General features: G+C 69.2%; 19 protein-coding genes, 1 tRNA gene and 1 pseudogene. 9 read left to right on the top strand and 12 right to left on the bottom strand.

Annotation, left to right across the window (positions count from 1 at the left end):
- Positions 1-318 precede the first annotated feature (318 nt).
- On the top strand, positions 319-618 hold the full coding sequence (locus ACQPXG_RS43330) for a hypothetical protein (protein ID WP_433464950.1): 300 nt from the start codon (positions 319-321) through the stop codon (positions 616-618).
- 325 nt (positions 619-943) lie between these two features.
- Here the strand turns inward: ACQPXG_RS43330 and ACQPXG_RS43335 are convergent.
- Both ACQPXG_RS43335 and ACQPXG_RS43340 read right to left on the bottom strand, forming a co-directional pair.
- Positions 944-1,060: pseudogene (locus tag ACQPXG_RS43335) on the bottom strand (IS5/IS1182 family transposase); the annotation flags it as partial.
- A gap of 200 nt (positions 1,061-1,260) precedes the next feature.
- Entirely contained in the window at positions 1,261-1,440 is a 180-nt protein-coding gene (locus ACQPXG_RS43340) for a hypothetical protein (RefSeq protein ID WP_433464951.1), read from the bottom strand.
- Between the two features lie 175 nt (positions 1,441-1,615).
- Between ACQPXG_RS43340 and ACQPXG_RS43345 the strand changes: the two genes are divergently transcribed.
- Both ACQPXG_RS43345 and ACQPXG_RS43350 read left to right on the top strand, forming a co-directional pair.
- The gene (locus ACQPXG_RS43345) at positions 1,616-2,215 is read left to right on the top strand and encodes an RNA polymerase sigma factor (RefSeq protein WP_433464952.1); all 600 of its coding nucleotides are present in this window, start codon (positions 1,616-1,618) and stop codon (positions 2,213-2,215) included.
- Positions 2,208-3,263, top strand: a complete 1,056-nt coding sequence (locus ACQPXG_RS43350) for a CU044_5270 family protein (RefSeq protein WP_433464953.1) — start codon at positions 2,208-2,210, stop codon at positions 3,261-3,263. The genes ACQPXG_RS43345 and ACQPXG_RS43350 overlap by 8 nt, the downstream gene beginning before the upstream one ends.
- Before the next feature lie 218 nt (positions 3,264-3,481).
- On the opposite strand, the gene ACQPXG_RS43355 is transcribed toward ACQPXG_RS43350, so the two are convergent.
- Entirely contained in the window at positions 3,482-3,607 is a 126-nt protein-coding gene (locus ACQPXG_RS43355; protein ID WP_433464954.1) for a hypothetical protein, read from the bottom strand.
- A gap of 427 nt (positions 3,608-4,034) precedes the next feature.
- Between ACQPXG_RS43355 and ACQPXG_RS43360 the strand changes: the two genes are divergently transcribed.
- Both ACQPXG_RS43360 and ACQPXG_RS43365 read left to right on the top strand, forming a co-directional pair.
- Positions 4,035-4,457, top strand: coding sequence for a hypothetical protein (locus ACQPXG_RS43360; RefSeq protein WP_433464955.1), 423 nt, complete (start codon positions 4,035-4,037; stop codon positions 4,455-4,457).
- A gap of 545 nt (positions 4,458-5,002) precedes the next feature.
- Positions 5,003-6,319, top strand: coding sequence for an aspartyl protease family protein (locus tag ACQPXG_RS43365; protein ID WP_433464956.1), 1,317 nt, complete (start codon positions 5,003-5,005; stop codon positions 6,317-6,319).
- 701 nt (positions 6,320-7,020) lie between these two features.
- Here the strand turns inward: ACQPXG_RS43365 and ACQPXG_RS43370 are convergent.
- From ACQPXG_RS43370 to ACQPXG_RS43380, 3 genes are all read right to left on the bottom strand, one after another.
- A tRNA-Thr gene (locus tag ACQPXG_RS43370) sits at positions 7,021-7,093 on the bottom strand.
- A gap of 65 nt (positions 7,094-7,158) precedes the next feature.
- Positions 7,159-8,661, bottom strand: a complete 1,503-nt coding sequence (locus tag ACQPXG_RS43375) for an alpha/beta hydrolase (protein WP_433464957.1) — start codon at positions 8,659-8,661, stop codon at positions 7,159-7,161.
- A gap of 67 nt (positions 8,662-8,728) precedes the next feature.
- A complete protein-coding gene (locus ACQPXG_RS43380) occupies positions 8,729-9,421 on the bottom strand; it encodes a TetR/AcrR family transcriptional regulator (protein ID WP_433464958.1) in 693 nt (230 codons plus the stop codon).
- A gap of 103 nt (positions 9,422-9,524) precedes the next feature.
- On the opposite strand from ACQPXG_RS43380, the gene ACQPXG_RS43385 reads away from it, so the two are divergent.
- Complete coding sequence (locus tag ACQPXG_RS43385; RefSeq protein WP_433464959.1) at positions 9,525-11,012, top strand: DHA2 family efflux MFS transporter permease subunit; 1,488 nt, start codon at positions 9,525-9,527, stop codon at positions 11,010-11,012.
- 186 nt (positions 11,013-11,198) lie between these two features.
- Here ACQPXG_RS43385 and ACQPXG_RS43390 read toward each other — a convergent pair whose 3' ends face one another.
- From ACQPXG_RS43390 to ACQPXG_RS43410, 5 genes are all read right to left on the bottom strand, one after another.
- On the bottom strand, positions 11,199-11,648 hold the full coding sequence (locus ACQPXG_RS43390; protein ID WP_433464960.1) for a hypothetical protein: 450 nt from the start codon (positions 11,646-11,648) through the stop codon (positions 11,199-11,201).
- Positions 11,649-11,683: 35 nt separating this feature from the next.
- Positions 11,684-12,286, bottom strand: a complete 603-nt coding sequence (locus ACQPXG_RS43395; RefSeq protein WP_433464961.1) for a hypothetical protein — start codon at positions 12,284-12,286, stop codon at positions 11,684-11,686.
- Between the two features lie 387 nt (positions 12,287-12,673).
- Positions 12,674-13,933, bottom strand: a complete 1,260-nt coding sequence (locus ACQPXG_RS43400) for an ABC transporter permease (protein WP_433464962.1) — start codon at positions 13,931-13,933, stop codon at positions 12,674-12,676.
- Positions 13,930-14,658 (bottom strand): ABC transporter ATP-binding protein, encoded by a 729-nt coding sequence (locus ACQPXG_RS43405; RefSeq protein ID WP_433464963.1) that lies wholly within the window; start codon positions 14,656-14,658, stop codon positions 13,930-13,932. The genes ACQPXG_RS43400 and ACQPXG_RS43405 overlap by 4 nt, the downstream gene beginning before the upstream one ends.
- A 458-nt stretch (positions 14,659-15,116) precedes the next feature.
- Positions 15,117-16,301: an efflux RND transporter periplasmic adaptor subunit gene (locus ACQPXG_RS43410; RefSeq protein ID WP_433464964.1), complete on the bottom strand. Its 1,185-nt coding sequence runs from the start codon at positions 16,299-16,301 to the stop codon at positions 15,117-15,119.
- A gap of 92 nt (positions 16,302-16,393) precedes the next feature.
- Between ACQPXG_RS43410 and ACQPXG_RS43415 the strand changes: the two genes are divergently transcribed.
- Both ACQPXG_RS43415 and ACQPXG_RS43420 read left to right on the top strand, forming a co-directional pair.
- A complete protein-coding gene (locus ACQPXG_RS43415) occupies positions 16,394-17,128 on the top strand; it encodes a DUF427 domain-containing protein (protein ID WP_433464965.1) in 735 nt (244 codons plus the stop codon).
- A 94-nt stretch (positions 17,129-17,222) separates the two neighbouring features.
- Positions 17,223-17,834 carry a hypothetical protein gene (locus ACQPXG_RS43420; protein ID WP_433464966.1) on the top strand — a complete coding sequence of 204 codons (612 nt, stop codon included), beginning with the start codon at positions 17,223-17,225 and terminating at the stop codon, positions 17,832-17,834.
- Positions 17,835-17,866: 32 nt separating this feature from the next.
- Here ACQPXG_RS43420 and ACQPXG_RS43425 read toward each other — a convergent pair whose 3' ends face one another.
- A complete protein-coding gene (locus ACQPXG_RS43425) occupies positions 17,867-18,670 on the bottom strand; it encodes an aminotransferase class IV family protein (protein WP_433464967.1) in 804 nt (267 codons plus the stop codon).
- An 86-nt stretch (positions 18,671-18,756) separates the two neighbouring features.
- Here ACQPXG_RS43425 and ACQPXG_RS43430 point away from each other — a divergent pair, with 86 nt between their 5' ends.
- Entirely contained in the window at positions 18,757-19,110 is a 354-nt protein-coding gene (locus ACQPXG_RS43430) for a MerR family transcriptional regulator (RefSeq protein WP_433464968.1), read from the top strand.
- Positions 19,111-19,115 lie beyond the last annotated feature (5 nt).

Raw genomic sequence — 19,115 nt, forward strand, 5'->3', positions numbered from 1 at the left:
GATCATCACGTCACCATTGGCCGTTCCACGCATCGAATCCAGATCTGGCCATGCGCCTCCCGTTCCATGGGCTACGGGACGCACCGCACGGCCTCCCCCCGGAGTTCATCGACACCGGCAACGCTCGACGCGACCGCGAAAGCCGCGCGATCACAAGCCACGAGCCACTCCACGCCCCGAACGTCCTCCCCGAAGAGAGCGGCACGGGCCACACCTGAGGGCCTGTCCCACCCAGAGGCCGCTTGCGCAAGTCGCCATGAACCTGGGCTCTCCGCACGGGCTCTTATCAGATGGAACGCGAGTCAACGAGGAGGACCCGTGAACAACATCTGGTATCGCTCGACCGCGGCCGTGAACGTGCCCGCCTGGGAGGACCGAGGCTCACTGACCTTTCAACACGGGAGGTTCCATTTCTCTGGCGGGAGCAGAGATGTCGTGGGCTCGATCCTGGCGATCGGACGCACCCAGATGGGCACCAACAGGTGGGTGCACGTCCGCTACGAAACGGACGGGCAGGCCACCGACGCATACTTCATGGACGGTGGCATGCTCGGCTGGGCGGGGGTGCTCGGCGGCAACAAGCGACTGGCCGCGAAACTCGAAGCAGCCTCCGTCTGACCCTCTAACCGCGCCCCAGAAGCGCCGAGCCTTCACAGCGTGTGGTGGTCCCCCGGTTGTTCCGCAGAAGCGTGGCCGGCTTTGCCCGCATGACTGGCAGGCGTGGGCAGCAGCAAAGCTAGCGGAGGGTTCCGCCGGCTGATGAGAGCGCGCTCGCCAGAGGCCGCGCGGTGGGCGTGCGCCCGATCGGCGTTCCTGAGCGGTTGGGGTCTGCCCCTGGTGTTTCCAGGGACCGAGCAGCGTTCGCACGCGCCACGGTCCCCCTCCTCGGCCAGCAACACCAGCCCGGCGGCCTTCAGAGTGTGCGCACATACTCCTCAAGGTCTGCGGCGGCAGTCAGGTCGTGGACGTCACCGGGAAGCGCGCTCGACGCCCACCCGACCTCACTGGCCGGACTGGCGATGACCTGCCGGTTCATTCCGCGCCTGCGCCGTCTTCCAGAAAGAGTGCCAATCGGCGGCCACTCGTTCGATCGCGATGAGGGTGCCGTCCAGACGAGGTAATCCAGCCCATCGGCAGCGGCCTGGCCAAATCCCGGCCGAGTTTGGGCCTGCGCGCGACCGGCACCATTACTGCCTCGATGACGTACTGGCACGCAGCGGCGGTAGAGACACCGAACCCGGCGGCCACGCTGTAAAAGGCTCACTCGCGATGACCACGCCTAAAGCGGCCCAGTACTTCGGCATCCTGGCTGATTGCCAGGGTCAGGGCGAGGGTGACCAAGAGGCGGGTGGCGTCACGATAGTGATGCCAGATGGCGGCATCGATGTTGCTCCAGCCGCAGAGTCCCAAGGGGCCGATGGCGAGGTTGCGCAAGGCCATGGCGGCGGGACCGTACCGGTGCGGATCTGACACCGGTCTTCGCGGCGATGGCGTCGCGGATGTGGTGGAGTGCTTCGATCGTCCGGTGAGCCCAGGTCCAGGCGTCGAGGGCGGGAACCGGTCGCGGGCGGCTCGGCAACAACGGGTATCCCGTTCCGAAGCCGAGAGGCCGAGTATGAGTGAGACGAGCGAAGCGGACGCCGACGATGCGTCCGTCATCAGGCGGTCCCGGCGGGAGCCCGAGGCGTTCGCCGCGGTGTTCCGCCGATACGCCCCCGACATCAAGCGGTACGTGATCCGCCGGCTGGGCGCCGACGCCGCCGAGGACGTGGTCGCCGAGACGTTCCTGACGGCGTTCCGTCAGCGCGACCGGTACGACCTGGCTCGCCCGAACGCGCGGCCCTGGCTGTACGGGATCGCCACCAATCTGATGGGCCGGCATGTGCGGGCGGAGGTGCGGCAGCTGCGCGTCCTGGAGCGGATGGGCACCGACCCGGTCATGGCGCCGTTCACCGAGCGCAGTGACGAGCGGCTCAGCGCGGGGGCGTCCAGGCGGGCGCTGGCCGGCGCGCTGGCCGCGCTGCCGAAAGGGCACCGCGACGCGCTGCTGCTGGTGGCCTGGGGCGATCTCAGTTACGCGGAGGCCGCGCAGGCGCTGAACGTGCGCGTCGGGACGGTGCGGTCCCGCATCAACCGGGCCAGGCACAAGCTTCGCCGGCACCTCGGTGAGACCGACTCCGTGATCTACGTCAGTGAGGAACCCGTCCATGAATGAGATGACCGAACTTGAGTGGTTCCGCTCGGAAGTCCCCGACCTCGACCTGACCGGTGTGCGGGCCGAGGAGCACCGCCTGCTGAGCGTCCTGCGGGACGCGGCCCCGAGCCCCGAGCGGGCCGCCGGACGGCGGGTCCCCGGGCGCCCTCGCCGGGCGCTGCGGCTGCGGGTCGGCCTGGCGGGAGCCGGGCTGGGGGTCGCCGCCGCCGTCACGGCCGCCGTGGTCACTGTTACCGCGGACGGGGAGCCCGGCGCGCCCCCGGTCGTCCACACGATGCCCGTGGCGTCGGTGCAGGTCCTCAAGCGGGCCGCGGACCACGCGGCCGCCACCCCGGAGCTGCGCCCCCGCCCGGGCCAGTTCATGGTCTTCGAGTCGCAGACCATGGACCCCGTCGACAGCAACTCCCACGATCGGCAGGCTCGATACCTGGCGCGCCAGGAACGCAAGATCTGGCTGCCTGTGGAAGGTGACGCCACCCACGGTGTCCTGTGGTCCAAGACGCTGCCGCCCAAGCCGTACCCGGGTTGGCCCATCCCACCGGAGGCCCGCCAGGACGTCGGCCACCGCTCTCTCTCCAAGGCCGCGGACTTCGACGACCGAGCCGAGCACCTGCGCAATGACTACGCCTACCTGAGCCGCCTGCCGGCCGACCCGGCCAAGATGTACCAGCACCTTTACACCGGCCTCGGCAACGGTCCCGAAGCCGACGCGCAGGCGTGGCAGAACGTCGGCGGCATGCTCAGCGAGGCCTACATGCCGGCCGCGCAACGGGCCGCGCTGTTCCGGGCGGCGGCCGCGATCCGCGGCGTCACCACCGTCGGCCGCGCGGTGGACGCGGCGGGCCGGACCGGTGTCGCCGTGGCACTGACCACACCAGGCAGCGGAGTCCGCGAGGAGTACATCTTCGACCAGAAGACCTACCGGTATCTCGGCCAGCGCAGCGTCGTCACGGACGCCGAGCAGGCGGGAGCGCCGATCGGGAGCGTCCTGACCAACTCGGCGCAACTGAAGGTCTCCGTCGCCGACCAAGCCCCGGCGGTGGACTGAGCCGCGGTGCGGCCGGGGCCGGCGATCCAGGCCGGCCCCGGCACTCCGGCGTCGAACGCGACCGCCGGGCGCCGTGCCTTTGCGCATGTCCTCTGGCCTGCTTCCTGAAACTCATGCACGGCCACTGCTTCCGCCCGCGTCCAGGGCCCGTTGTCAGTGACCGCGTTAGCATTCCCCCAATTTGGAGCACGGTCCGGAGGCTGAGGGCTGCGAAGCCCTCAGTCCCTGTTTCGGGTCGTCGGGCTGTCGGCGCAGTTGACCTCTGCCAGGCGACCGGCGGGCTCGCGGGCAGCATGACGGCCGCAGCCTTCCATCTTGGTGATGAGGGCGGCGAGGGTGCTCACCCAAGCCTCCAAGGAGGCGTTGTCGAGCTCGAGGGCACGCCGTCGTCGACCCGCACTCCACCCCCCATTGGGGAGGAGATTGGCCGGGAGCGCGCAAGCAAGTCCGGCCGCCCTTCAGCCGTCCGGCAGCCGATCCAACGAGCCTGGGCAAACCGGGGGCGTGCCGGTGAGCTGGGATGCTGCTTTGCCCTGGACTCGTTCAGTTCACCGGGCACTCAGTGGGGGACGCGGTCCTTGCGCCAAGTGGAGCCCTTTGTCAAGGCGCTTCTATTCGCAGATTCGGGCAGCCAAAAAACTGACTGAAACCGTCGATCGCCCACTGCCGACCAAGCGCACCCAGTGTCGACCCTGCTACGAAAAGCAGTCCCCGGCCGCCGGGCAACCACCTGACGCCAAAAATGAGAGCCATCGACTCTTGACACCGAATATGGGTGAGATCACCATGATCGCAACTCGCACGAAAGGTCCTCTGGCCGCCAACGGCAATCGCCCGAGCTGTGGCCTCATTCCCGAACCGGCGACCTCGACCGAAGGAGGAACAATGCGCAAGCGAGCCGTATCCATGGTGGTTGCGTCGATGATTTCCGCGCCTGCTCTGGCTACTACGCCCAGTGCCGCCGCGGCTTCATGCTCCGGCCGTGACCTGATTATGGAAGTCGTCGTCAGCAGCGCTCCGGTGCATTCGAACTACTACGGGTCATCTAGCATTCTCGCAAGGTTCAGCTACGGCAAGCTCATCCATGTCGACAAGTCATGCATAAACAATTACGGAAACCTGTGGTACCACACGGACTGGCCCAGCACGAAGGGCTGGATCTACGCGGACTATGTGGCGTACGACTGGGGCTGATTCCGATCACGCCCGTCAGGTGATCAGGCCGCGTACAGGCCACTTGATCACCGCTCGCCTCATCGACGCCGCGTCCGGCTGAGCGGCTCCCCCATGCTCGGGTCCACCACCTGCACCACACCCACGTGACGACTCGCCTCCCGCCGGGCGGCCATGTGCACGTCGTGGCCGCTCGGCTGGGGGCACGCCAACTCGGCCATCACGCTGAGCGGCTGTGAGCCTCCGCTTCGAGCACGCCCAAGCTACCTGGCCGCGTACACCGCACCTCATCGTCCCGAATCATCGACGCACCTGGCTCGTCACGACACCACCCAACTCGCGACGTGTGCAATAGCCGGGCTGTCGCGGTCACCGGCGGCGGGGTCTTCTCACCGGCGTGTGCCGGTTCCTTGATGCCGGGGGTCGGGTGTATCGCGGGCGTACCGAAAATCGCATACGCCACTGCAACACTCTCCCGTCTTCTATGGAGGCACGGACCACAGCGGTCCCTGTCGAGGGCTTGGTGCCCCGGCTTCGGAAGGTGATCACGGAAGAGAGGAAGGCCGGTGGCTGATGACGGGAAATGGGACCGGCGTTCGCTGTTGCGGGGCGCGGCCGTGGTGGCCGGTGCGGCCGTCGCCACACCGCTGCTGGGCAAGGCGGCTACGGCGCGCGCCGACGACAGTGACGCGGATGCGCTGTTCAATGCCGGGAAGTTCGAGCAGGCCGGTCGCGCGTATGAGGAGATCCTGAAAAAGGACCCCACGAACCTGCACGCGGCGCGCCAGCGCGGCTACGTCGGGCTGCTGGCCAACAAGTTCCCCGACGCGGAGAAGTACCTCACGATGGCCCTCGAACTGGCGCCCGGTGACAAGGAGACCAACGCGCTGCTGGGCGACTGCTACATCCGACAGGACAAGTTCTCCCTCTCCGTGGCGCGCTGGCAAGCGGCCGGCGAGGAAGGCTACGCGAAATGGTTCGCGGCAATCCGCGGCAAGCCGTATCAGATTCACGGCGACATCGGCCGTGTGCCATGGCTGCAGATGGACCCGGAACCGCTGGTGGAGGCCTCGGTCAACAACGGACCGTCCAAGCGCTTCACGTTCTACACCGGCGCCCCGAATCTGCAGGTGACCGCGACGGTGGCCAAGGAAGCCGGGCTGAGCCCCGTATACAAGGAGAAGACCGACTTCGAAGGCACCGCCATATGGGTGTACTACGGGGTGCTGGACTCCTTCAAGCTGGGCGGCATCGAACTGCGCAACGTCCCCGTGGGCTGGTCGTCGACGGAGTCGGGCGAAGATGTCGGCACTGACAGCGACGGCCTGATCGGCACGTGGGTCTTCTACCACCTGCTGACCACCTTCGACTACGCGGGCCGGTCACTGGTCCTGCGCCGCCCGACTCCCGAGACGGCCGGACGGGTACGCGCCGACGCCGCACGGGCGGGCGCCAAGCGCCTGCCGCTGTGGCTGTCACGTGACCACGATGTAAGCAGCATGGGCAGCATCGCCGGCTCCGGCCCGCGGGTGATGGGCGTGAACTTCGGCGGGAGCAGCGGCGCGACCACCGCGGGCATGCCCGGTGAGGTGGCCAAGCAGTTGGGCGTCCGCACCGACTACGACCGCCCGCTCGAGACGTTCGCCCACAGCCATGCGACCACCACCTACCCCTGCTACCCGAAGGAGATCCGCCTCGGCGACGCCATCGCCAACGAGGTCTACTGCGAAACGGACCCGAACATGCCGGTCAACGTGCCCTGGCCCTACGGGCCGGGGTTCGACACGATCGGCCACTTCGCCCACTGCTTCTTCAAGCCCTACAACATCACCCTCGACTTCACCGACATGAACCTCTACATCGCCCCTGGCAAGGCCACCTGATCACTGCCGGCACGGACGTCATGGGAGCCGCCGGGGTCATGGGGAACCTTCTCGGCTTCCTGGCGTCGCGCTGGCAAGGGCCGCCCGGGCGGCGGGACCGGACCGACGAGGCCGCACCCCGGCGTCCGGGCCGGCCGCGGTCGATCGTCGAGCGCCCTTGATCTGGACGCGAAGCAGATCACGATCAGCGGCCAGCGGGCGTGGTCGCCGGCGAACGTATCGAACGGGCGACCAAGAGCGGCCGGTCTCGGGTCGAGAGCATCGATGACGAGACCACGACCGTGCTCCGGGGCGCACTACAAGGCACAGGCGGCTGACGAGCTCCTCGTCCGCGAGAAGTGGCACGGCGACGAAGACGGCTACCTGGTCGCTACTGGCTGGGGTGGCCCGATCCATCCGGACTCGGTCGGCGCCAGATCACCCTTCGGCCACTGGCTCGACTGGGCGGACGAGCCACCCCGAGAAGAATCTGCCTGCAGGACCACTCCGTCCGGCCGAAGGTAGTCGGCGTCGTGCGGTAAGACTCCGCAAAGTATGAAGTTGCTCGCACCCGAGCGCCCGTGATCAGCCAGTGTCGAGCGCTCATGTCCAGCCGCCACCCCCCGGCCAAAGGTTCTCTGACGCGGCTCTAGTCAGCCAATGTGTCAGGCAGTCATGCAGAAGGCCCATCGCGAATGATCGTGATGGGCCTCTGAGCTGGGAGCCGCCTATCGGAATCGAACCGATGACCTATTCATTACGAGTGAATCGCTCTGCCGACTGAGCTAAGGCGGCGTGCCGTGCGGGGCACGGCCGGAAGCAGTCTACCGGGTCTTCGGGGGTGGGTGCGCACTGGTTATTCAGCGGCAGGTGGTCCCGTCCTTGGGCGGCTTGGTCGTGGTCAGGTAGTCGTCGGTCGCCTTGGTGATGCACGAGTTGCCCTGCAGGTAGGCGGTGTGCCCGTCGCCGTCGAAGGTGAGGAGGACGCCGCTGGAGAGCTGGCCGGCGAGGCTCTGCGCCCACTTGTACGGCGTTGCGGGGTCGCGGATGGTTCCGATGACGACGATGGGAGCGGCGCCCTTGGCGGTGACTGGCTTCGGCTCCTGTTTGGTCTGGACGGGCCAGTAGACGCATGGGAGGCCGCCCCAGACGACGAAGGGGCCGAATCGGGGAGCGACCTTCTTGGCTTCGGCGGCGGCCTTGCCGTAGGTGGCGAGGTTCGGGGGGTTGGGTTTGTCGACGCAGTTGACGGCCATGTTGGCGTCGGTCTGGTTGCTGTAGGAGCCGTTGGCCTTGCGCTCGACCATCTCGTCCGCGAGGGCTAGGAGGTAGGTGCCGTCGGACTTCTCCATCGCCCGGATGAGGGACTGACGCAGGACGGGCCAGTACTGCTTGACGTACAGGGCCCTGGCGATACCCATCACGGCCAGGGATTCGGTGACCTTGCGGGAGTCGCGGGTGTTGGAGAGGGGCTTCTTGTCGGTGGCGGCGAGGAAGGACGCGATCTTGTTGATGACCGCGTCCGCCGTGGTGCCGAAGGGGCAGCCGCCCGACTTCACACAGTCGTCGGCGAACGCGCGGAGGGCGGTCTCGAAGCCCTTCGCCTGCTCGATCAGCAGCTCGGTGGACGAGAGTTTGGGATCGACGGCGCCGTCCAGGACGAAGGCACGGATGTTCTTGGGGAACTGTTCGGCGTAGGAGGCGCCCAGGTAGGTGCCGTAGGAGGCGCCGTAGTAGGTGAGCTTGCTGTCGCCCAGGGCTGCGCGCAGGACGTCCATGTCGCGGGCGGCGTCAGCGGTCCCGACATGGGGGAGTTCCGATCCGGCCTTGGTCTTGCAGCGCTCGGCGAACGCCTTGCTTTCGCCGCCGAGTGTGCTGGTCTCCTTCTGGTCGTCTGGGGAGGCGTCGGTGGCGAAGAACTCGTCCAACTGGGGGCCGGTGTTGCAGCGAAGGGGGTCACTGGCCGCCACACCGCGCGGGTCGAAGCCGACGATGTCGAAGCGGCGGCGCAGTTCGTCCCCGAAGCCACTGGCTGACTGCTTGATGAAGTCGACACCGGAACCGCCAGGGCCGCCGGGGTTCGTGAGCAGCGAACCGATCCGGGCGGACTTGTCCTCGGCAGGGAGCCGGACGACCGAGATGCCGACCTTTTCGCCCGACGGCTTGGAGTAGTCCAGCGGAACCTGGACGGTTGCGCACTCGAAACCGCCCCCGCAGTCCTTCCAGGAAGGTTTCTGACCGTAGAAGGACGCCAGGCCCGCAGGTACCGGCGACGACGCCTCTCCCTTGTGGGCGCCATCGCAACCGGTGGCCGTCGCCAGTGCCAGCACGGCGGCCACGCTGATGAACCTCGTTGCCCGCACCTGGTCCCCGTCTCGTCGTAGCGGCACGTACGCCGTCGCCTACGCTACGTCGGCACAGTGCCTGAGGCTACTTCCGTCGGTATTCGTGTTCGATGCCGTCGAGCAGCCAGTTGAGCCCCTGCTCAAAAGTGTCACGACGGTGGAGGCCCGTGTCCACGAAGGGTTTGAGGTGGGGGAGCTCACCGCGCTCCAAGAGGCGCCGGACGTAGTCCTGCTCCAAGGGGCTCGTGTTGGCACCCCGCAGACCGTCCTCACCGAGATGCCGCTCCATCGTGATGAAGCCCAACATGTAGTGGTCGATCGTCTTGACGATCGCCAGCATGCTCTCCGGGTCGTCGGTGAGCCGGCCGGCCGCCGCCAGGGACTGCTCGACATGACGCAGCCCGTTGGGCCCCATGCGCGGTGAGCGCCCGGCGAGTTCCAGCATCCACGGGTGTCTGAGGCCCGCCTGGCGCTCCCTGTCGGCGACCTCGAACATCGCCTCCCGCCAGGTGTCCGGCAGTTCGCCCTTGACCAGCACCTCCGCTGCGACCTCGTCGTACATGAGGTCGAGGAGGTCTTCCTTCGCGTCGATGTGCGTGTAGAGGCTCATCGCGCGGACGCCCAGGTCTCCGGCGATGCGGCGGATGGACACCGCGTCCAGGCCCTCGGCGTCGGCCACCTTGATCGCCGTCTCGACGATCGCCTCCCGCGTCAGCTTCGGGCGCCGCCCACCGCGCGGACGTGTCCATACATCGCCTGACCTTGGTTTTTCCGTCACAACTGGATCGTACGCGATACGGCGTATCGATACGGTGTACGGATTCGCGGATACGGTGTATGGTGTGACCGATACAGCGTACGGAAACCGAGGGGGCGCCCGGATGACCACGACAGGAACCGCACCGCCGACCCGCGGGGAGGGGATCGACCCGCGCCTGCGCAACCTCGCGGTCGTCGTGGTGCTCGGCGCGATCATGACCGTCCTCGACAGCACCATCGTCAACGTCGCGATCACGTCCCTCGGCCAGGACTTCGAGACCTCGCTCTCGACCATCCAGTGGGTCGTGACCGGCTACACACTCGCCCTGTCGATGGCGATTCCGATGACCGCGTGGTCGGTGCGGCGGTTCGGCACCCGGACGATGTGGCTCGTCTCGCTCGCACTGTTCATCAGCGGGTCGCTGCTGTGCGGGCTCGCGTGGTCGGTGCCCGCACTGATCGCGTTCCGCGTCCTGCAGGGGTTCGGCGGCGGGATGCTGATGCCCGTCGGGCAGACCATGCTCGTCCAGGAGGCCGGCCCCGACCGGATGGGACGGGTGATGAGCATCATCTCGGTGCCCGCGATGCTCGCGCCGGTCCTCGGCCCTCTGCTCGGCGGCGTGATCGTCGACAATCTGAGCTGGCGCTGGATGTTCTTCGTCAACGTCCCGTTCTGCGCGGTGGCGCTGCTGGCCGCGCTGCGGATGCTGCCGCGCGACGACGAGCGCAGCGCGGACGCCCGGCTGGACGTCGTCGGAATGCTGCTGCTCTCCCCCGGTCTGGCGGCTCTCGTGTACGCCCTGTCGGCGGCCGGGAACGGGGAAAGCCTGACGGGCGGACGTTTCCTCTCCGCGGCGATCGCCGGTGGCGTCCTCGTCGTGGCGTTCGCCGTGCATGCGTTCCGCAAGGGCGACGACGCGCTCATCGCGCTACGCCGTCTCGGCACTCGGGCCTTCACCGCCGCGACCGGTGGGTTCTTCCTCTACAGCGCGGCGGTGTTCGGGGTCATGATCCTCATCCCGCTGTTCGCGGGCATCGTGCGCGGGGAGTCCGCGCTGGACGCGGGCTGGCTGCTCGCGCCGATGGGGATCGGCGCGATGATCACCATGGCGGTGTCGGGGCGGCTGGCCGACCATTTCGGCGGACGCTGGTTCGCCATCGGCGGCGTCCTCTGCGTACTCGCCGGAACCGTCGCCCTCACCACTCTCTCCCCGGACACCGGGCGCGGCCTGATCATGGGCGCGATGTTCGTCGTCGGGCTCGGCCACGGCATGATCGCCCCGTGCCTGATGGCGATGGTCTACCAGGGGCTGCCCCGGGAGGCGGTACCCGGGGCCACCACCGGAGCGAACATCCTGATCCGCGTCGGCAGCTCCTTCGGCACGGCGCTGACGGCGGTCGTCCTGCAGATCGGAATCCGCGACGAGATCCCCGGCGCGTCCGGCAACCTGGACGAGGCCGCCGCGCACCGCACGGCGGACACGCCGACGCTCCTGACGAACGCCTTCACCGAAACCTTCTGGTGGGCGGCGGCGATCCTGCTCCTCTGCTTGATCCCGATCCTTGCCGTCCCCCACAGACCGAAGCAGGCCCCGCTCACCACGCCGTGAGATGTGCCTCGCAGGGGAGACCGCCATCCCCGGGGAGACCGCCCACCCTCTGGGGAGACCGCCCATTCTCGAGGAGACCGCCACGAGACTGACGGTCAGCGGCGTGGTCCGCCCCGTCAGCGGCGTGGTCCGCCCCGTCAGCGGCGTGGGTCTGCCCGTCCGCGGCGTGGCCAGCCAGCGCTTCTGTCAGGAGGCCGGGGGCGCGCCTTGTTGCGGGGCGCCCCCGGGCGGGCCGCCTTGGCCACCGCCGGTCCCGCGCTGCGGGGCGAGGGAGGCGCACGCCTGCATCGCCTTCTGCTCGGCCGCCGATCTCGTCGGCCGGCCGGACGGAGCACCCGTCGGACGGCCGGTCGGCCTTCCGCTCGGACGCGCGGTCGAAGTGCCATTCGGACGGCCGGTCGGGGCCCCGGTCGGGCGGCCGGACGGTGGCGCACCACCGCCGGGGCCGTTGCCGCCCTGCGGCATCTTGACGCCCTGCTTCTCCAGGCAGGCACGGAACGACGCCATCGGGTCGGCGCCGGCCGCCTTGCCGGAACCCGAGTCCGCCTTGTCGCCGCCGCCACACGCTGTGCTCAGCAACAGCACACCGCCGGCGGCCAGGACGCCGAATATCCGGCGTGCGTTCGCGTTGTTCATCGCCATGGTTCTCCTTGTTCGGTGTTGGGGCCCTGTCAGCGGGCCGAGCCCTCGGTGACGGCGGACGCGGTGACCGTGCCGTCCGTGCCCGTGGAGCCGCGCACGACGACGGTCGAGCCCTTGCCGAGGTCCTGCAGCTCGCCGTCCTTGGTGATGCGGACCCTGGTCGTGCCGCTCGTCTTGACCTTCACGGTCTTGCCGGACGATGTGCGCAGGTAGAGGGCGTCGCCGACGACCTTGGTGACGGTTCCAACGGTCCCCGTCCCGCCGCCTGGAGCGGTTCCTTGGCCGCCTCCGGGCATCGCTCCGCCGGGTTGGCCACCGAAGCCGGGCGCCGCTCCGCCGTAGCCCGGCGCGCCGCCGTAGCCGGATCTGGCACGTCCGCCTTCAGGCCCGGCCGCCAGACCTCCAGCGCCGGACGGACGTGAGCCGTCCGACGACCACTTCTGTGCCTGGACACCACCGAGGAACCCGGCGACCAGAACGATTCCCGCCGCGAGGTAGAGCGTCGGCCCTGGCAGAGATCGCCGCTGCGGCCGTGCCGCCAGCTCGGCGTCAAGATCTTCATCGAACGGCGAACTTGCCAGCAGCTCGGCATCCGTCGCGGAACCGTCCGCCCTCCCCTGAGCTCCCGCCATACCTTTCGCCCCCGGCGAGCCCTGCACGCCCGGCGTTGCCTGCGCTCCCGGCGTGGTCTGCGCTCCCGGCGTGGTCTGCGCTCCCGGCGTGGTCTGCGCTCCCGGCGTGGTCTGCGCTCCCGGCGTGGTCTGCGCTCCCGGCGTGGTCTGCGCTCCCGGCGTGGTCTGCGCTCCCGGCGTGGTCTGCGGTCTCGGTGTGGCCGCTCGGCCGGTGAGGGACGGACCAGCGGGTTCGAGTTGCTCGTCTGGGGCGGCCGATCCACGCCCCCTGAAACGCTTGCTCACGCCGGCCCCATCGTTGGGGTGGTGGTTGGGGTGGTGACGTTTGGGTTGAGGCTGGGGGGTCCGGGTGGGAGGGCTGGGAGGGGCATGGTGGTCCTTTGGGGGTCAGTCATGGCGGAGTGCTTCGATGGGGCGGAGCTTGGCGGCGCGGTTGGCGGGGTAGCTGCCGAAGAACAGGCCGATCGCCACCGAGACGCCGAGGGCCAGGACGATCGACGACGGCACCAGGACGGGTTTGACGCCGACGATGGTGAAGAGGCTGCCGACCACGCCGGCGAGGACGCCGAGCAGGCCGCCGATGAGGCTGAGGACGGTGGCCTCCGCGATGAACTGGCCGAGGATCGCGCCGCGTGGCGCGCCGATGGCCTTGCGGATGCCGATCTCGCGGGTCCGTTCGGTGACGGTGACCAGCATGATGTTGGTGATGCCGATGCCGCCGACGAGGAGGCTGATCGCGGCGACGGCGCCGAGCAGGACGGTGAAGGTCCGGCTCGACTCGCTGACCGCCGACTGGACGCTCGCCTGGCTGGACACCGTGAAGTCGGCGGCGCCCGAAGAATCGGTGTCGTGCCGTTGGCCGAGGATCTCGGTGATCTCGGCCTGGGCCGTGTCGACGGCGTCGCTGTCCTTCGCCTGGACGATGATCTGGTCCAGCGCGCCGTAGCCGGTGAGGGTCTCCTGGACGGCGGCCAGTGGCGCGACGGCGATGCTGTCCGGATCGGAGAAGGTGGACGACGAGGAGCCGGTCGCCTTGAGGACGCCCGCGACCGTGAACCGTATCCCGCCGACGTCGATCTTCTTGCCGATCGGGTTCACGCGTCCGAACAGGTCGGACGCCACCGTGCTGCCGATCACGACCGTCTTGCGCGCGGCGGTCGCGTCGGCGTCCGTGAACGCCGTGCCGGACGCGACCGTCTTGTTCGCGGCGGCGAAATAGGACGGGGTCGTCCCGACGAACTGGTTGATGGTGGCGCTCGTTCCCTCATACCCGGCGGTGACCGATTGGCTGGTCACGACCGGTGAGGCGCTCTTGACGGACGTCGCGGCCGTGAGGGCCTCGGCGTCCTGCGCCGTGAGGTCGCGGGCCTGGATTCGGGGGCCGGAGTCGGTCCCGCTCTGCGCCGGTCCGCCGGGGAAGCCGCCGAAGCCGCGGCCGCCGCCCGTCGTCGACGGGGTGACGGTCAGCGAGTCGGCGCCGAGGCGCTGGATGCTCTTCTTGATCTGCTCGGACGAGCCGTTGCCGACCGCGACGAGCAGGATCACCGCGCCGACGCCGATCAGGATGCCGAGCGTGGTGAGGGAGCTGCGCAGCTTGTTGGCCGACAGTCCGCGCAGGGCGAACCGCAGGATTTCGAAAGGGCTCACCGAGCGCCCTCCGTCGTCCAGGACACGGTGGGCGGCGGGGCGGCGACGGGTGCGCGCCGGACGTCCTCGACGACGCGGCCGTCCACGAGCCGGACGATCCGCTTGGCGTGCGCGGCGACGTCGTCCTCGTGGGTGATCACGACGATGGTGCGGCCGGCGAGGCTGAGCCGGTCGAAGACGCCGAGGACGTCGGCGGTGGAGCCGCTGTCGAGGGCGCCGGTCGGCTCGTCGGCGAGGAGCAGCGTCGGCGCGGTGACCAGGGCGCGGGCGACGGCGACGCGCTGCTGCTGGCCGCCGGAGAGCTCGTTCGGCTCGTGCCGGGTGCGATCGGCGAGGCCGACCTCGCGGAGTGCGGCCAGGGCGCGGCGCCGGCGCTCGGTGCCCTTGATCCCGCCGTAGGCGAGCGGCAGTTCGACGTTGGCCTGCGCGGTCATCCTCGGGATGAGGTTGAACGACTGGAAGATGAACCCGATGCGCCGGTTGCGCAGGATCGCGAGGTTCCGCTCGTCCAGGCCGACGACGTCGATGCCGTCGAGGAGGTAGCGGCCGCCGCTCGGCACGTCCAGGCAGCCGATGATGTTCATCAGCGTCGACTTTCCGGAGCCGGACGCGCCCATGATCGCCACGTAGTCGCCGGGTTCCACGGTCAGCGAAACGCCTTGCAGGGCATGGACGGCCGTGTCGCCCGTCCCGTACACCTTGGTCACGTCGCGCACGTCGAGCACAAATGGCGGACCCGTCGGCCGGCGCCCCCGCGGGACGGGCGTCGCCGGATACCCGGCACCACGATGATCCGACCCGGCGCCCGGCATCCCCGACGGAACCGGCTTCCTCCCTGTCTCCGCAGGTGAAGCCGACCTCTTGCTGGATTCCCCTGACGAAGCCTTCGCCTCGGAGGGCCCATCGGACGAAGCTGGCACTCTGCTCGGCATCCCGGGTGAAGACCCGGCCCCGCCCGGTTTCCCGGACCAAACCGAACCGCCGCCCGCTTCATCGGGCCAAGCCGGCACCCCGCCGGACATCACCGACGAAGCGCCTGCACCGTCGGGTGGCCCGGGCGAAGCGGGTGGCCCGCTCGGCGAAGGCGGCCAAGCCCTGCCGGATCGGCCTGGCCAGGCCTCTGCCCTGCCGGACCCCGCGGGCGGGGTCGGGGGCTGGGACGGGTTGTAAGGCTCGGGCGCGTTCATCGGCGGCCTCCGCCGGCCGGGGCCCCGCCGCCCGGGGCTCCGCCGCCGGGGACGCCCCCGAGACCACCGCCACCGCCCGGGAGGCCCTGGCGGCCGTTGGTCCCCGTCGTCCCGGAGCCGGTGGTGGAGGTGACCGCGACCTGATCGCCCTCGTTCAGGCCCGACTTGATCTCGGTGCCCTGGTCGCCCTTGACGCCGGTCTCGACCGTGGTGGGGATCTGTTCGCCGTTCCGGACGACGGTGACCGTGCTCTGCCCACCCGCCGTCTTAACCGCGGCGCTCGGCACGTAGAGGACGTTCTCCGCCTTCGCGACCGTGATCTCGACCGTGGCGGTCTGCCCGAGCCGGACACCGGACGGGACGTCGCTCAGCGAGATCGTGGCGGGGAACTTCACGACGTTGTCGGTGGTCGTCGGCGACAGCCCCACCGCGGTGATCTTGCCGGTGGCGGTCTTGCCGGTCAGCGCGTCGAACGAGATCGTCGCGGACTGGCCGGCCTTCAGCTTGGTGGTGTCCGCCTCGGTGAAGTCGCCCTCGATCTGGAGATGCGCGGTGTCGGCCAGCTCGACGAAACCCGATCCCGAAGAGGACGAGGAAGTGGAGGACGACGAACCGCCGGCTCCCGCCCCGGCCCCCGAACCCGCCCCCGAGGAAGAGGACGAGGACGTAGAGGAGGACGACGAGCCGCTGGAACTACCGCCCACCGTCCCGTTGACGGCGGTCACCGTCCCAGCGAACGGCGCCTTCAGGACGGTCCCCTGATACGCGCGCAAAGCGGAGTTGTAGGAGTTCTGCGCCTGGACGTAGCTGGCGTACCCCTTGTCGGACGAGGTGTCCCCCTCGGCGGCGACGGCCAGGTTCGCCTTCGCGGCGTTCACGTTCTCGATCGCCTCGGTCTGGTCGAGGCGGGCGAGGACGTCGCCCGCCGCCACCTTCTGGCCCGCCTTGATGTAGATCTTGGCGACCGTCCCCGAGGCGCCGAACGACAGGGAACGGCTACGGGCGCTTTCCACCGAGCCGGACGCCGACACCGACGAGACCACCGTCCCGCGCGAGACGGACGAGGGCCTGGTGGACGCGACGGCGTCGCCGCCTCCGTCGCCGAGTGTCAGATATGCGGTGCCGGCCCCGGCGACGAGCAGCGCGCCCAGCGCACCGTTGACCAGGAGAGTCCGATTCATGCGGATGAGGTTGTTGGGCGCGCATGTGCCTCTCGTGAGGCGAGTGTGAGAATTAAATGAAATAGGTCCTCCATGCGGTTGGTTGCCCAGGCATGGGCACATCGCGGAAGACCAGCCTCCGGATCGAGGAAAGCGGCAAGCGCGTCCGGACGTATCTCGGCGGCCGTCTCGTGGCCGACACCACACGGCCGTCGCTCGTCTGGGAGATCCCCTACTACCCGACCTACTACTTCCCCGAAGAGGACGTCCGGGCCGAACTCGTCGAGGACGGACCGGGCAAGCGTTCGCCGAGCCGGGGCGAATCCACCGCCTACACGGTGAAGGTGGACGGGGCGCAGGCCCCCGGCGCCGCGCTCCGCCACACTGAGCTTCCGGGGCTCGTCCGGCTTGACTGGAACGCGATGGACGCGTGGTTCGAGGAGGACGAGGAGGTCTTCGTCCACCCCCGTGACCCGCACACGCGCGTGGACGTTCTCGCGGCGTCACGCCATGTCCGGGTCGAGGTGGACGGGGTGACGGTCGCGGAGTCGTCGAGCCCGCGCCTGCTGTTCGAGACGGGCCTGCCGGTCCGGTACTACCTGCCTAAGCCGCATGTCCGGATGGACCTGCTCGAACACACCGACAACGTGACGCACTGCCCGTACAAGGGCACCGCGGAGTACTGGTCGGTCCGCGCGGGCGGCGAACTCCACCCGGATCTGGCCTGGTCGTATCCGACCCCACTGGACGAGAGCCGTAAGGTCGCCGGTCTCGTCTGCTTCTACAGCGAGAAGGTTGACATCTTCGTCGACGGCGTCCTGCAGGAGCGGCCGAAGACGAAGTTCTGAGGTTGCCGAGGACGAGCCTTCCGGGACGTGCCCCGGCCCGCGACGGCGGGGCTGGAACGTTGTGAGCGACTGAAGCGTCCCAACGGCTGTGATCTTGGCTGAGGAACCAGGCCAGGGCGGGCTTCCCGACGTCGGTCGGCTGGACGGGCTCTACCTGGACGAGGACGGCGGAATCGACTTCTCCGGCGCGCTCAAGCGTGATCTGCGCGCCCGGGCCGACGAGTTCTCCCATCTGCCCGTCGTCGGCGACAACCGGCTCACAGTCGTCTGGCTGGCACGACGACTCCTTGCCGGATCAGCGAACGACAGCGCGGCGCTGGTGCTCGCCCTCTACGTGATGACCCCGTTCGGTGAGGGCGAGCAACAGTGGATGGGGCCGGCGATCGTCACGCTGTGCCGCGAGGCGTTCGCCTCGATCGACGACGCTGCGCTGAACACGCGCTGCCCGCACGACGAATCCGGGCATCCCGGCGAACCGGCCTTCGAGCGCTGGCCGTCCGTCATCGAAGCCGTCGCATACGGCGAAGACGGCTGGGACGAGCTGGACGACTGGCTGGAGGACCGCGCCTTCGCCGAGGAGGACGGCGAGGACATGGAGGAGTACGACCTGGACAACCCTCGCCCGACGGTCGCGGGCTGGGACTGTCCCGGGCACCTTGCGGAACTCGCGGCGAACGCCCTGCGGCGGTTGGCCCCCCGAGCCTGACCCGCAGATCTTGCGGGCAGGGCTCGCGCACCTCAGAACTCGGTGAGCGGTTCGGCCTGGTAGGCCTGGTGAAGCAGTTCCAGGAAGCGCGGTGCTTCGGGTATGGGCACAGAGCCGATCCGGTGAACGGCGACACCCGGCGTCCAGGAGTTCATGACCACGGCACCGGCCGGCGCCGGCAGGTCGGCGGCTGTGATCTCTTGGACGCGCTGGGGGACGCCCAAGCGGTCCAGTTGCCGGCGGACGATGCCCATCGTGGTCCCGACCAGCATCTCCGCGTCGGGCCACACCACGGCGTCGCCGTCCCAGAAGGCCAGGTTCCAGATCGTCCCCTCGCTGAGCCGACCCCGGCGGTCGACGAAGGCGGCGTCGTCGAACCCGTCCCGGTCGGCCCGACGTAGGAAGTAGGTCTTGGCCACCTCACCGACGTGCTTCACCGCAGGCAGGACCCGTTCGTACTCGACCGTCGCCAGCGCCAGCGGTCCCGACGGGCCGGACGCTGGCGGCCCGCTACGGACCAGGACGTCGGGCTCCCGATCACTCCCGTCCGTCGTGAACTCCCCCGGCGGCGAGTACATGGTCGCCGTCAGGGAGACGTCTGCCGGCCCCGCCTCCAGCGCCGCCCGCAAACAGGACCGCACCCGATCATCGGGTACCGCTCGGCCGAACAGCTCCATCGAGGCGAACCTCAGCCGTTCCAGATGAAGGTCGAGGCCCCGGACCCGGCCTCCGCGCACCTGCATGGCGGTGAAGTGGGCATAGCCCGCGAAGGCAAGCGGCGCCAACTCTTCGACGGTCGCCGCGCGGCCGTTGCGTTGAACGACAAGAGAGGTCATGCGTGTCCCCAAGCAGAGCGGAATGATCGCTTACGGAACGACGTTAGGCATTCACACTGGTGAGAAGGTCAAGCGGGGACGGTGGCATGCTGATCGGGGACTTGTCCCGGCGTACCGGGGTCAGCTCGCGGCTGCTGCGGTACTACGAGGAGCAGGGCCTTCTCGACGTCGCACGCGGCCCGAACGGGTACCGCCATTACGACGACGGCTCCGTCCTCACCGTGCGGAAGATCCGCGTCCTGCTGGACGCGGGCCTGTCCACCGACGTGATCCGGTCGGTGCTCCCGTGCACCCGGGACGACGGGCCCGAGTTCGACTGGTGCGCGGACATCCGCGACCTTCTGGACCGGGAACTGGCGGCCCTGGACGCACGCATCGAGGGCCTCCAGCGCAACCGCGGCACCCTCGCCGGATTCCTGGGCAAACCCGCCGACCGCTAGATGTG

The organism is Spirillospora sp. CA-128828, assembly GCF_050945415.1.
Lineage (GTDB): Bacteria > Actinomycetota > Actinomycetes > Streptosporangiales > Streptosporangiaceae > Spirillospora.

What these genes read in the sequence shown, in the direction of transcription:
- ACQPXG_RS43340 (WP_433464951.1), bottom strand. Translation starts at nt 1,440, where the DNA reads ATGGCCTTGCGCAACCTCGCCATCGGCCCCTTGGGACTCTGCGGCTGG.
- ACQPXG_RS43345 (WP_433464952.1), top strand. Translation starts at nt 1,616, where the DNA reads ATGAGTGAGACGAGCGAAGCGGACGCCGACGATGCGTCCGTCATCAGG.
- ACQPXG_RS43350 (WP_433464953.1), top strand. Translation starts at nt 2,208, where the DNA reads ATGAATGAGATGACCGAACTTGAGTGGTTCCGCTCGGAAGTCCCCGAC.
- ACQPXG_RS43360 (WP_433464955.1), top strand. Translation starts at nt 4,035, where the DNA reads ATGGGTGAGATCACCATGATCGCAACTCGCACGAAAGGTCCTCTGGCC.
- ACQPXG_RS43385 (WP_433464959.1), top strand. Translation starts at nt 9,525, where the DNA reads ATGACCACGACAGGAACCGCACCGCCGACCCGCGGGGAGGGGATCGAC.
- ACQPXG_RS43390 (WP_433464960.1), bottom strand. Translation starts at nt 11,648, where the DNA reads ATGAACAACGCGAACGCACGCCGGATATTCGGCGTCCTGGCCGCCGGC.
- ACQPXG_RS43395 (WP_433464961.1), bottom strand. Translation starts at nt 12,286, where the DNA reads ATGGCGGGAGCTCAGGGGAGGGCGGACGGTTCCGCGACGGATGCCGAG.
- ACQPXG_RS43410 (WP_433464964.1), bottom strand. Translation starts at nt 16,301, where the DNA reads ATGAATCGGACTCTCCTGGTCAACGGTGCGCTGGGCGCGCTGCTCGTC.
- ACQPXG_RS43415 (WP_433464965.1), top strand. Translation starts at nt 16,394, where the DNA reads ATGGGCACATCGCGGAAGACCAGCCTCCGGATCGAGGAAAGCGGCAAG.
- ACQPXG_RS43425 (WP_433464967.1), bottom strand. Translation starts at nt 18,670, where the DNA reads ATGACCTCTCTTGTCGTTCAACGCAACGGCCGCGCGGCGACCGTCGAA.
- ACQPXG_RS43430 (WP_433464968.1), top strand. Translation starts at nt 18,757, where the DNA reads ATGCTGATCGGGGACTTGTCCCGGCGTACCGGGGTCAGCTCGCGGCTG.